General features: G+C 49.4%; 10 protein-coding genes. 7 read left to right on the top strand and 3 right to left on the bottom strand.

What is annotated here, in order from left to right; translation table 11 throughout:
* Positions 1–29: 29 nt before the first annotated feature.
* From EL633_RS10040 to EL633_RS10015, 6 genes are all read left to right on the top strand, one after another.
* On the top strand, positions 30–797 hold the full coding sequence (locus EL633_RS10040) for a phosphoribosylaminoimidazolesuccinocarboxamide synthase (RefSeq protein ID WP_126627050.1): 768 nt from the start codon (positions 30–32) through the stop codon (positions 795–797).
* A gap of 63 nt (positions 798–860) precedes the next feature.
* Positions 861–2,357: an amidophosphoribosyltransferase gene (purF, locus tag EL633_RS10035; RefSeq protein WP_126627049.1), complete on the top strand. Its 1,497-nt coding sequence runs from the start codon at positions 861–863 to the stop codon at positions 2,355–2,357.
* A 146-nt stretch (positions 2,358–2,503) separates the two neighbouring features.
* Positions 2,504–3,784 (top strand): phosphoribosylamine--glycine ligase, encoded by a 1,281-nt coding sequence (gene purD / locus EL633_RS10030; RefSeq protein ID WP_126627048.1) that lies wholly within the window; start codon positions 2,504–2,506, stop codon positions 3,782–3,784.
* A 29-nt stretch (positions 3,785–3,813) separates the two neighbouring features.
* Entirely contained in the window at positions 3,814–4,479 is a 666-nt protein-coding gene (gene purN / locus EL633_RS10025; protein ID WP_126627047.1) for a phosphoribosylglycinamide formyltransferase, read from the top strand.
* A gap of 530 nt (positions 4,480–5,009) precedes the next feature.
* A complete protein-coding gene (locus EL633_RS10020) occupies positions 5,010–6,029 on the top strand; it encodes a DUF2382 domain-containing protein (protein WP_126627046.1) in 1,020 nt (339 codons plus the stop codon).
* Between the two features lie 418 nt (positions 6,030–6,447).
* A complete protein-coding gene (locus EL633_RS10015; protein ID WP_126627045.1) occupies positions 6,448–7,341 on the top strand; it encodes a hypothetical protein in 894 nt (297 codons plus the stop codon).
* Positions 7,342–7,429: 88 nt separating this feature from the next.
* Here the strand turns inward: EL633_RS10015 and EL633_RS10010 are convergent, their stop codons facing one another.
* The 3 genes from EL633_RS10010 to EL633_RS10000 form a co-directional block, all read right to left on the bottom strand.
* On the bottom strand, positions 7,430–8,308 hold the full coding sequence (locus tag EL633_RS10010) for a PHP domain-containing protein (RefSeq protein ID WP_246039112.1): 879 nt from the start codon (positions 8,306–8,308) through the stop codon (positions 7,430–7,432).
* A 129-nt stretch (positions 8,309–8,437) separates the two neighbouring features.
* Complete coding sequence (locus tag EL633_RS10005; protein WP_126627044.1) at positions 8,438–9,181, bottom strand: DUF554 domain-containing protein; 744 nt, start codon at positions 9,179–9,181, stop codon at positions 8,438–8,440.
* Between the two features lie 68 nt (positions 9,182–9,249).
* Positions 9,250–10,410 (bottom strand): M48 family metallopeptidase, encoded by a 1,161-nt coding sequence (locus EL633_RS10000; RefSeq protein WP_126627043.1) that lies wholly within the window; start codon positions 10,408–10,410, stop codon positions 9,250–9,252.
* Between the two features lie 277 nt (positions 10,411–10,687).
* Between EL633_RS10000 and EL633_RS09995 the strand changes: the two genes are divergently transcribed.
* Positions 10,688–13,114 (top strand): ATP-dependent helicase, encoded by a 2,427-nt coding sequence (locus EL633_RS09995; protein ID WP_161982066.1) that lies wholly within the window; start codon positions 10,688–10,690, stop codon positions 13,112–13,114.
* Positions 13,115–13,124: the final 10 nt, after the last annotated feature.

Here is a 13,124-nt window from a genome sequence, read left to right as displayed (position 1 = left end):
TTGGGGTTTCGAGAAAGGATGTCCCTGCAATGACCAATAACAATACCATCTTTGGTCCACTTCTCGTCGAAGGTAAGACCAAGACAATTTATGCTGATCCAAACGACGAATCCCTGGTCTATATGGTGGGTAAAGATCAGATCACTGCGGGCGATGGGGCACGCAAGAATGAAATAGCCGGAAAGTCGCGCCTGAGCACGATTACCACGGCAAATGTCTTTCGCTTGCTCAATGAAGGCAAGGTTACCACGCATTTTGTCAAGAAGATTGACGATACCACACTCTTAGTCAAACGCTGCAGCATGCTTCCAATCGAGCAAGTACAGCGCCGCATCGCGACAGGATCATACCTTAAGCGCAATCCAGAGATCAGTGAAGGTACACGTTTTGAACCTGTACTGATCGAAACATTTTTAAAGGATGATGCACGCCACGATCCACAAATCTGGCCCAAAGACATTATCGAACTGGGACTGGCCAGCGAGGCAGAGATCGAGTGGATGGCACAGGAAGGTCGCCGCGTCTTTGAGGTCCTGGAACGTGCCTGGAGCAGTGTGGATGTCACACTCGTCGATCTGAAAATTGAGTTTGGTCGTGATCCTCAGGGCCACCTGATGGTTGCCGACGTGATAGATAACGATAGCTGGCGTCTCTGGCCCGGCGGAGATAAATCACGTATGCTTGATAAACAAGTGTATCGCAATCTCCAGGAAGTCACGCCCGCGGCATTACAAGATATCGCGGACCGCTATGCACTGGTGGCAGACCTGACCGGAAAGCTACAGGTCAACTCATAAGCATCATAAATCGTTAATGAAAAGGCTACATATCTTGCAAAAGCAGAATACGAGGAACCGAGTATGGAGCGACTACACGACGCTTGCGGAATAGTAGGGATCTATGTGCCAAAGGGCGACGATAGTCTCGACGTGCGCCGTTATATTACCCTGGCATTGACCGCTTTACAGCATCGAGGACAAGAGAGCGCGGGCATGGCCGTTTATGATAGCAATGGCCAGGTTGCCCACCGTGTTGGCATGGGCAAAGTACGCGAAGTCTTTCGAGATTCAGGCACGAGCCTACCGGAAACCCATTGTGGTATCGGCCATGTGCGCTATTCAACCACCGGCTCGAGCTGCGTGGAGAATGCGGGTCCTTTCGTGGTGGGTGAGCGCACAAGCCAATACGAGACCATCGCGCTGGCACACAATGGTAATATCGTCAATGGTGAGACACTACGCGAGCTCTTCCCCAATGAGAACTTAAGATCAACCACCGAGAGCGAAATTATTGCGCTCATGTTACTCTATGCACAGGGAAAAACCCTGCGTGAGCGCATGATCGAAACGTTTCCAGCTCTTCGTGGCTCCTACAGCCTGGTCATGCTCGCGGAAGACAAACTCTACGCTATGCGTGATCCCTGGGGTATGCGCCCACTCTGTATTGGCCGTATCGGCAATAGCTGGATCGCCGCCTCAGAGTCCTGTGCCTTGGATCGCATGGGTGCCACGTATGTACGTGAAGTTGAGCCAGGCGAATTCATCACCTTTGATGAAAATGGTATGCATTCTGAATTATTGGTCAAAGCCCAGAAAGCCTCACTCTGTGTCTTTGAACATATCTACTTTTCCGAAGCGACCAGCCGCCTCAATGATGCCTATATTTACAATGTGCGCGAGTCGCTGGGCCGAGAACTGGCTAAAGAGCATCCAGTCGATGCTGATCTGGTGGTACCGGTCCCCGACTCATCTATCCCGGCCGCCCTGGGTTATGCCGCAGCCTCGGGAATTCCGTACAGTCAGGCTATCATTAAGAATCGTTATAGTGATCGTACATTTATCCAACCAGACCAGCGTTTACGGCTATTGGAAGTTGATCTGAAATTCAATTTTGTACAGCCAAAAGTTGAGGGCGCCCGCCTGGTAATTGTAGATGACTCGATCGTACGTGGTAATACCATGAAACGCCTGGTCTCAGCCCTGCGTAACCGTGGCGTCAAAGAGATCCACTTGCGCTCCAGCGCGCCACCGCTGCGTCATCCTTGCTACTTCGGTATCGATATACCCCAGGAAGATGAGTTGATCGCCGCTGGACGAAGCGTGCAGGAAGTCGCAGACTACATTGGCGTCGATAGCCTGGGATATGTCAGTATGGCTGGCCTGGGCCGCGCGATCCAGACGGCGGAACACCCCAACCAGCAGACCAATGATGAGAGCGCGCTACAATTCTTAAACAAAGAATTCTGCTATGGCTGCATGGAAAAACAGGGCTGGCCATTTGATCCAATCAAAGAAGCCAAACACCGCGCCAAGCAGATGACATTTTTCCCCCGCGATACAGCAGTAAAGGGACAATAACAAGTCAACGATCTAAACTAAAACGCCAGGGAACAGATGCACATAGCCCCTTCAGCAGAAACGCAATCCGCTGAAGGGGAATCCCATGTGTTCCCTGGCCTTGCTAAGCAGATTACCCGCAATCCATTACATTGGAGGTTTTATTTATGCGCGTACTCGTTATTGGATCTGGCGCACGTGAGCATGCATTGGTCTGGAAGCTAGCGCAAAGCCCACGTGTCAACAAGATCTATGCGGCCCCCGGAAATCCAGGTATGACTCCTGATGCGGAACGCGTTCCATTGGGAGTAAATCAATTACACGAGCTGGCCGAATTTGCTGAAAAAAATCAGATTGACCTGACCATCGTGGGGCCTGAAGCTCCGCTCATTGAGGGTATCGTAGATCTCTTCCGGCGCCGTGGCCTGCCAGTGTTTGGTCCAGTCAAGGCCGGGGCTGCTCTGGAAGGTAGTAAGGCCTTTGCGAAAGAGCTGATGACCAGCGCCGCGATTCCGACCGCCCAACATCGTACATTTAACGATTACAAGCTGGCCAAAACCTATCTGGAGCAACATGGTGCGCCCATTGTCGTTAAGGCCGATGGCAATGCCGCTGGCAAAGGTGCCATCGTCGCCATGGATATGGAGACCGCGCAAGATGCCCTGCAACAAATGATGGTCGAGCGCATCTTCGGGGCGGCCGGTGATGTAGTGGTACTTGAGGATTATTTACAGGGTGACGAGATCGGTGCGACCGCCATCTGCAACGGCACCAGTTTCTTGCCCCTCGCCCTGTCACAGGACCACAAACGGGCATTGGACAACGATCAGGGCCTGAATACAGGCGGGATGGGTGTCTTTACGCCGTTGCCATTTGTAGATGCGGCACACAGCGAGCAGATCTTCAAACAGATTATCGACGCAACCCTGCATGCTATGAAAGATGGCGGCATCGACTTCACAGGAGTCCTCTACTCCAATATCATGCTTACCGCCAAAGGACCCATGGTCATTGAGCATAATACACGTTTCGGTGATCCAGAGACCCAGGCCTTTATGCTCCTGCTAAAAGAGGATATTTTGGACATCCTTGAGTTTAGTAGTGATAAGCTGATTGATTCTCAAACCCTCTGGCATCCAGGCTCAGCGGTCAGCCTGACCCTGGCTTCTGGTGGATATCCCGGCACCTATAATTCGGGCATTCCAATCACAGGTGTTGAAGAGGCCAATAAACTCGAAAACGTCCATGTCTTCCATGCCGGAACAGCCATGAAAGATAATCAACTCGTCACAGGCGGTGGCCGTGTACTCAGCGTCGTCGCACGTGGCAACACGCTACAGGAAGCGGTGGACCGCGTCTATGATGCAGCTAGATATATCTCTTTCGAGGGTATGCACTATCGCAAGGATATTGCGCACCGTGGACTAGAAGCCAGCAACAAGCATTAATTTCCAGGAGACAAAGAGGATAACAAAGGATGAGCGGTATCGAACATAGTACAAATCAGCAGCCACTAGAGTCAAGGACGAGCAAGCCATTACGCGTCGCGGTACTCATCTCAGGTAGCGGGAGCAATCTGCAGGCGCTGATAGACGCCATTGAAAGCCAGCAGTTACCAGGGGTAGAAATTGTGCTGGTGATCAGCAACAAAGCCAACGCCTATGGACTGCAAAGAGCACTCAAACACAAGCTCCCAGCCATCTATATCCCCTGGAAAAAACGCGAAGAGGTCGAGGAGCGTATCAGTTCCCTGATCCGGATTTTCCAGGCCGACCTGATTATACTGGCCGGCTGGATGCGCATCTTGAGCGCCAACTTTACCGCTCAATTTCCACAGCGTATGATCAATCTTCATCCCGCGCTCCTACCAGATGACGGTGGAAGCAGCTACACAACCAGCGATGGCAGCGTGATCCCCGCCTTACGCGGTCTGCATGTAATTGAGCAGGCGCTGGAAGCTGGCCTGAAAGTAACGGGTAGCACCGTCCATTACGTCATACCCGAAGTCGATGCGGGACCAGTAATTGGCCGTTCGGAAGTCCTAATTGAACCCGGAGACACAGCCGAAACACTCCAGGAAAAACTCAAACTCCAGGAACACCACCTGATCGTCGAAGCTGTGCGCGCATACAGCCAACAATAATCCCCTTTAAAAAGACAGTGGCAACCATCGGGATTGCCACTATCTTTGTTCATCTTCCTCAACTCCTTCGCAAAAGATTGACAACCGAAGCGCTCACTCCCATTGAGCCACTCTCCCACGACAGCAGGGCTTGTCCCTGCTACCGCCTCACGTAACGGCAGGGCTTGTCCCTGCTATCGCTTCACGTAAGAAATGTCCCTCAAACAGAATCATCTCCATCCGTTCCACACGAAAAATACTTATGCGGGCCGTCTTGTACTCAAAGTGTTCGCGCTCAAATTATAATCAGCTTTAAGTGCACTATAATCACAGCAACTATACACATTATTAATTTATTACACCTGAGTTTATTAATGCATATTTCTACTATAGATGCGTTTATCAGTAACACACTGGTGAAGATGTTCGTGTAACAATCACAAGGGAAGGAAAAGATAGTAGTAGTAGTTCCAATTAAAGTCAAGGCTAGCAGCTTGCTGCGTAGAGATCCAAAAAAAATTGTTGGGCTGACATGTAGAAAGGAAAAAGCAGTGACAACTAACTATAATCGGCTGGTTATCGGTGTCTTTAGTCGAGATACAGATGCCAAAGGCGCGTTAGATGAAATCCTGCAACTAGGATTGGCCAAGGATCAACTGGGGTTTGCTTTACGTGACAGTAATGCAGCTACTTCTAGCTTACGCAAAGACCTGATGAATCTGGGTGTACCAGTTGATGCGGCTACTTACTATGAAAACCAGTATAATGCTGGTTGCCCTATTGTATCTGTGGACGCACGAGAACGGGAAATAGATGTCATAAGTATATTGCATCGCTATGGTGCAATAGATGAGAAGAACACTATGGCTGGGACCGCCAGTCAGGCAGGTGCTTACAACGCCGGGGCAACCGGTGGCCAGGCAGGTGCTTATACTGCGGGTGCTGCTGGCGGTCAGACGGGTACCTACAATGCTGAAGCTGCTGGCGGTCAAACAGGTGGCTATGACTCTGGCGCCATGCGTGAGCCTCAAAAGCCCTTTGACACTGGTCAGGCTAAATCTTACGATGCTGACGCTGTTCGCGAACCCCAGAAACCTTTTGACACTGGTCAGGCTAAAGGCTTTGATGCTGGCACTGTGCGCGACAAAACCAGCAGCACTTATGGGGCAGCCAAAGAATCTATAACAGAGACCTTTGGTATGCGTGGACAGGAGAAACCCGCGATGGGGCAGCAACCAATGCAAGGTGGGCAGGCTCAAAACATGGCAGCGGGTGAAAGTAAAGCGATGAATGTTCCTTTTAGCGAACAACAGGTCGATATCTCCAGAGATACTAAAATTGTTGGAGATATGGATGTGAACAAACGCTCCGTTCAGGGGGGTCAGAGCGTTGGTGGCGAGGTTAAACGTGAAGAGATGCGCATGAGCAGTGAAGGTGAGATCCTTCCTGATACACGCGGCGAGAAGCGGCCTGATGCTAAAAGTGCTCTTGATCGTGCTAAGGATTACATTGACGATAAACTTCACCTCGATGACAATCGTCCTACTGAAGGTCCTCCGATGAATCCTTAACCTGAACCTTCTCTCCTTCCTTGGAAAACAATAACGCTCCCCATTTCGATATTAAGCGAAATGGGGAGCGTTACTTTATGGTGTCCTGGAGCAAGCCAGTAAGTAACCTCTAAATGTAGTCTGGACTTGCCGTCAACCCCTTAATACAACTGGCATTATTAAAGCCAAATAGCAGAGAAATTCCTTATAGCTGCGTTTATACTGACACTATTCAGCTTGATAGATCGTACCAACAGTATATACAGAGCATGCTTTAAAGAAAAAGCATGGAATTCCAGAGCTGGACTCAAAAATTCGATGCGCATACATTGAGTTTATCTGTCAATAAAACACACATTTAATATATTAGCTAGACAAAGCAGGGTTCCAGCAGCCTTGTAGGTGATATAGACACAACAAGAAAGAAGGAACAAAAGCTATGAATACACCTCAAAATCCGCTCGTAGTAGGAGTGTTTCAGGACGAGGAAGAGGCTAAACGAGCCATTTCAGATTTACATAATGCAGGCTTTGCCCGTGAGCAATTAGGTTTTGCCAATAATGGTGGTCAGACTGCCGACACCAATCTGCATGAAGAGTTGGTCAAACTTGGTGTAGCACAGGAGCATGCGGGCTACTATAACAACGCCTTTCAGTCAGGACAGCATGTAGTTTCGGTTCGCGCCGATGGCCGCGATCAAGAAGCAGCACGTATCCTCAGCTCGCATGGCGCCACAGGTATTAACGCTGATCCAAATGTAAGCACCACAGCTAACGCTAATACTAGTTATAATGCTGACCAGCAAGCTTATGCTAATACCAATAATTATAACGCCGATCAGCAACAGTATAACAATGCCAACCAGCAGCCATATGCTAACGCTGACCAACAACAACGGTACAACAACGCTGACCAGCAGCAGTACAATGCCGCTAATCAGCAGTACAACAATGCTGACCAGCAGCAGTATAACAATGCCGCTAATCAGCAACCATACGCTAACGCCGATCAGCAGCAGCAGTATAACACTACCGCTAACCAGCAGCCATACGCTAACGCCGATCAGCAGCAGCAGTATAACACTACCGCTAACCAGCAGCCATACGCTAACGCTGACCAACAGCAACAGTATAACAATGCTAATGCCAATCAGCAGCCTTATAATAATGATCAGAATGCTGGTATAAGGCAGGATCAAAATCCTAACGCGAATACCTCTAACGATGAGGGAAACAATGTGGATCGTTTACATGAGCTTGCCGAGGAACATCGCCGCAATCGTGAGCGCTCGGGAGGAAACGATTCTGAGGTTTATAGTCGCGACGAGCAATAATAGTCACGACAGTTAAAGACAGGTTCCGCGGTAGCCAGAATGTTGTTTATCCTCTCTCAACATTCTGGCTATCGCATTTTATTGGCCATTATTCAACATGCACACCGACACGCTCGAGGAAACGGCGGCTGATCTCCGCACGATACTTCATGGGCATACGTCCCGGAATACAATGGGAATCGGATCCGGTGGTGCCTAACAGGTCATTTTTTTCTACATATTCCAGATAAATTTTGACCATTTCCTGACTATGATAAGGATGATATGTTTCGATACCATCGATTAATATTTCAGCACGCAATTGATCCAATAGCGCCGTATCATAGAAGGTAAAGCCGTTCTCGCGCCTGCCTGGATGGGCGATGACACAGACTCCACCACTGCGATGTACCGCATCTACGGTCTCGGCCATATCCGCACGTACAGAATAAAAACCAGATTGCTTCATCATCTGGATACCCGCCTGCCAGCTTGGCACATGGCCATGTTCACGCAATAGCATGGCATTATCAACGGGAAAGCGCAGTTTGCCACCGTTCGCCGCCAGTAATTCTTCCTGGCGTGGAAAATCATAACCTTTACGGCGTAGATTCTCATTAACTTCGTGGGTATTCTCTAATTGTAGGCGAGCGATTTTTTCAGCGAGCGGGGCTAACGCATTATCCTCAGGATCAAAACCGTAACAGAGCATATCGCCCATGCGACCATCACCGATAGGTCCGTTCCACTGGGTGCTCATCTCCACACCGGATAAGACGGGTAGCCGTTGAGCATCACCGAGTGCCTGGATTTCAGCAACTTTATCTACACGATCATGGTCAGTTACAGCAATCAGATCGAATTTTTCTTTTGCCAGAAAATCAATCACCTGTTGAGCCGGCCAGCGTCCATCACTATAAGTTGTATGCATATGAAGATCGATAGAAGAATCGGGATGTAATGTTACATTGGTAGTTAGACGAGCCAAGGTACACTCCTTTGAGAGAAAAATTGATACGATAAGAGAAACCACTCTTCTTGTCTATCATCGTACCACAAGATATCCCTTATGCGATCCAATAAATAATCGATGCATACCAGAGAATGGCGCGTCATATTAGCCCAGGCCGAAATTGATGGGGATACCAAAGATATTGAGTAATGCCACAATCAGGGGAGCCACTAACAACGCCGGCAACATATTGGCGACTTTGATCCGCTTGATATCCAGAATATTCAAGGCCAACCCAACCAGAATTACCCCACCTACAGCCGCCAATTCAACTACCCGTGGCTGCTGCGCCATACTCAAATGAGGATCAGAGACCAGCAGCGGCTTCACCAGTCCAGCCATCAGTGAGATACCACCCTGGACCAGTAAAATGGTTGCCCCGGCAAAGAGGGTTCCAACCCCAAAGCTGCTAGCAAAAATAATCGCGGAGAAGCCATCCAGCACCGCTTTGATCGCCAATAAACGATAGTCACCCGTCAAGCCGTCATTGATAGAACCCAGGATCGTCAGGGGTCCAACGCAAAACTGCAAACTGGCAATAACAAAGGCCGTCGTAAAATTTTGTGGACTATCAGCACGACTAAAGCGCTTCTTCAGCCACTCTCCCAGCCAGTTGATACCCTTATCGATATTAATCAATTCCCCAATCACCGAGCCAATTACCAGGGCCAGCAATGGAATCAAGGCATTTTTGGTCGCTATGCCAGAAGAGATACCCATCACTACCGTAATCAAACCGATCGCCGCAATCACAATTACTTTAATCCGTTCAGGCAAACGCTCGCCAATTAATAGTCCCAGCACCCCTCCAACCATTACCGTCGCAAAATTAATCAGGGTTCCAGTCATAAAAAAAAAGACCTCCAGAGAGATGTGTTATATTAAGCTATCAATAGTAAGGCTCCAGCAACATATAATTACACACCGCGAGCCGCGAACTCATCCGCATGTTGGATACGACTCACAATAGAAGGATGACTTGAGTAGCTATCATCATGAGCCAGGAGCGTATTGATATTGGCCAACTTAACCATGGTAGTTTTAAACGCCTGATACTTACCAGTCCTGCTTAGTGCAAATTCATCGGCACGATATTCAGTGTAGCGACTATATCTATTCATGATTATACGTGTTAGCAACCAGGATAACACAAAAAAGCTTAAAAGAAACGGCATTGTGGCACTATCAGTCGTGCCACTAAAAAAATAGATAGGCACATTTACCAGATCCACCAGCAACATAGATAACAAGAAATACAGCATGGTCCGCACACCTGTCCTGACCAGGAAGTGTCGCCAGATATCAGCATGGATATGATGAGACAGTTCATGAGCCATGATCACCTCAATCTCATCCAGGGAAAAGCGTTCCAGGGTCGTATGCGCAATACAGATGGTGCGCGTCCAGCCCCAGCCTATGACAAAAGCGGTGGGTGCCATCTTTGTGCCGGGCCGGGTCACAATATAAATACCTTTGACAGAGGTCGAGAGCCGCTGCATCAACAGGTGCAGACGCTGCGCCAACTCACCATCCACCAGGCGCGTCAGAGTATAGGTGCGAGCCATAGCGGCCGGCTGGCGTTGGGCGACAAAAATATCCAGCAAGAGCTGTAAGCCAGCAAAAGCACAGAACCACCATTCCTGCAAGCATGCTTCCAATAGATAAATAACCTGAACCAGTAGCGCCCATTTCACTACCAGCCGGCTTTGATTCCGGCAATGCCGCAGCACACAGGTCCATAGAGAAGAGGTTGGTAGACGGTGGTAACGCTTCAGATCATAATCAAGATAGAAATAGAGCGGCAGATAGAGCAACTCGAAGCAACACATACAGAGCAAATAACTGCATAGTAGCGGCAACGGATGCCAGGAGAAGAAAGATGGCCAGAGGAATGGTGCCATCAAGCGGTGCCATAGAGCATTGGTCAGGCCAATCAAGCTCCAGGAGTGTTGCGGATAGATACAAAAGAGGCTACCTAGCAGGAATAAAAAGGGGATAGCTAAAAGGCGCACGAGGACGCGCCTGGCATTGCGGTAAGCGAGCAGGCGTCGTTGGCGCTCCTCATTTATCTGTTGCACACCGAAACCTTTCAACAATGAATGTCATGTGCTATCAGCAGAAAGACATATATATGACAATAATATAACACACTCGCCCCTGCGGCGCGCGCCTATTTTTTATGTGCAAACACGGGCTAGAAATACAGGTACTTGTTTGGCGATGGGAAGTGGTTATCTGTGGTACAATAGCCTCGTTCTACTGACAACTACAGCCACATGGGTCATTCCAATACTATTCTATAGCAGCATTATATTATTATTCAGGCATTTCTGTTCATTCGTGATATGGAGGGTGATGATGTTGGAACAACAAGATTTATTAGCAGGCCTTAATCAGCCACAGCAGGAGGCTGTAACCACCACAGAGGGACCGGTATTGATTCTGGCGGGACCTGGTAGCGGCAAGACACGCGTTATCACCCATCGTATGGCGTATCTCGTACAGCATGAGCAGGTTTCTCCATGGCACGTTCTGGCGGTGACTTTTACCAACAAAGCGGCACGTGAGATGCGTGAGCGGATGGAAAATCTGGTTGGTGTCAATGAGTCCAAGGAGATGATGATCGGTACCTTCCATGCCATCTGCGCTCGTGTCTTGCGCATGGAAGCGGATCATCTGGCACCTCTTGGTCTTTCACGCTCTTTCGTTATTTTGGATACCGATGATCAAAATACTTTACTCAAGCAAGCAATTAAAGAACTAAATCTGGATGAGAAGCAATATCGGCCCGCAACTATTCAAGCCTTAATCTCACGTGCAAAAAACGATATGCATGGTCCTGATCAGATGGCGGAACTGGCCACCAAATATATTGAAGAGGTGGCGGCCCGCGTTTTTAAAGTCTACCAGAAGATGATGCGCAAAAATAACGGCGTGGATTTTGATGATCTGATTATGTTGACCGAGCAGTTGTGGAGGCGCGAACCAGAGGTGTTGAAGCGCTACCAACGACGCTGGCAATATCTGCATGTGGATGAGTTCCAGGATTGTAATCTGCCACAATACAAATTGATCCGCTTACTGGGCTATGGCACCGATAGCGAGCATACGGGCGTGGGCAATGTCTGTGTGGTTGGCGACGATGATCAGATGATCTATACCTGGCGTGGCGCCAGCGCGGAGAATGTGCTGCGCTTCGAGCGAGACTTCCCCCAGACCAGAATTATCCTGCTGGAACAGAATTATCGCTCCACCCAGACGATCCTGGATGCGGCACAAGGGATCGTTAAACGCAATAGTCTGCGTAAAGATAAGAAGCTCTGGACCTCCCAGGGGACCGGCGAAAAGATTATTATGCATGAGGCCTATAACGAGGAACAGGAAGGTCTCTATGCGGCACAGGAAATTGTGCGTCTGTTAGCGCGTGGGGATATTAATAAGCGCAGCGATGTAGCGGTAATGTATCGCACCAACGCTCAATCCCGTGCGCTTGAAGAACAATTTCTGCGTATGAATATCCCCTATAAGGTTATCGGTAGCCGTAAATTCTATGATCGCAAAGAAATCAAAGATATGCTGGCCTATATGCGCCTGCTGGCCAATCCTAATGATGATCTGAGCCTGCTACGGGTGATTAATGTACCTAGCCGCAAAATTGGTGCCAGGACCGTTGGAGAGCTGCAACAATGGGCCGCACAACACAATAGCTCACTCTATGCAGCTCTGGACAACATCCAGACGCATCCAACACTGGGCAAAGCCACAAAAAATGCACTGGAAAGCTTTCACAAGCTGATCAATGATCTACGTGGAGCACTTGACGAACTCCACCTACCAGAACTCCTTGACCGCATTGCTGAACGCAGTGGCTATGGTCCTGAGCTACGAGCCGCCTCAGAGGGGGAAGAACTGGATCGCTGGGGGAACGTGCTGGAATTGCGCCGTGTGGCTGAAGATTACTCTGAGATTGAGACGCATAGCGCATTGGAACTGTTTCTAGAGAATGTCGCCCTGGTTGGAGGTGCGGACACCGTGCAGTCCGGCGAGGATGGCTCATTGATCCGTGAAGAAACCACCGATGCAGTAACCTTGATTACCCTGCATGCCGCCAAGGGCCTGGAATATCCCGTCGTCTTTATCGTCGGCATGGACGAAGGCTCACTGCCACACTCCCGTTCAATCGACAAGCCAGAGCAGGTGGAAGAAGAGCGCCGTCTGGCCTATGTGGGCTTTACACGGGCCATGAATCGACTCTACCTGGTACGCGCCCGTCGCCGCTCAGTCTTTGGAGAGACCCAATACACCGAACCATCCCGTTTCCTGGATGATATTCCCACAAAACTGCTCGCTAAACGAGGAGGGGCCGTAGCCCAGAGTCAGGCCAGTCCCAGCCGTACAGGCAACCAAAATAGATCCACACAGCGCCAATACAACTGGGAAGACGACTTCAATCAAGATCCTTATGGAGACAGTGGACGTGTCTTTGGTCGTGGTAGCAGCGGAAAGCCTACACCACCAGCGCGCAACTACTCGTCACTCCCCGCCGCACCTAAGAGCCAGGGTAGTTTTCCTGCAGCGAACAACTTTAAAAGTCCTGAGCCAGCCAAACCGAAAGCGCAACGCTTCAAACCAGGTGATCGCGTACGCCATAATATCTTTGGGGATGGCATTATTCTTAAAAGTGAGATGGAGCAGGGCACCGAGTTCGTAGAAGTACAATTTCCAGGTAAACATGGCAAGAAGCGGCTCAGCCTTGACTTTGCCCGTCTAGAAAAGCTCTAAGCAGTATAGA

The sequence above is a fragment of the Dictyobacter alpinus genome (assembly GCF_003967575.1).
GTDB lineage: Bacteria > Chloroflexota > Ktedonobacteria > Ktedonobacterales > Ktedonobacteraceae > Dictyobacter > Dictyobacter alpinus.
The sequence above is the reverse complement of the archived record's forward strand: the minus strand, read 5'-3'. Positions and strand labels throughout refer to the sequence as shown.

Coding starts and splice junctions, on each gene's coding strand:
- EL633_RS10040 (WP_126627050.1), top strand. CDS start 30: ATGACCAATAACAATACCATCTTTGGTCCACTTCTCGTCGAAGGTAAG.
- purF (WP_126627049.1), top strand. CDS start 861: ATGGAGCGACTACACGACGCTTGCGGAATAGTAGGGATCTATGTGCCA.
- purD (WP_126627048.1), top strand. CDS start 2,504: ATGCGCGTACTCGTTATTGGATCTGGCGCACGTGAGCATGCATTGGTC.
- purN (WP_126627047.1), top strand. CDS start 3,814: ATGAGCGGTATCGAACATAGTACAAATCAGCAGCCACTAGAGTCAAGG.
- EL633_RS10015 (WP_126627045.1), top strand. CDS start 6,448: ATGAATACACCTCAAAATCCGCTCGTAGTAGGAGTGTTTCAGGACGAG.
- EL633_RS10005 (WP_126627044.1), bottom strand. CDS start 9,181: ATGACTGGAACCCTGATTAATTTTGCGACGGTAATGGTTGGAGGGGTG.
- EL633_RS09995 (WP_161982066.1), top strand. CDS start 10,688: ATGATGTTGGAACAACAAGATTTATTAGCAGGCCTTAATCAGCCACAG.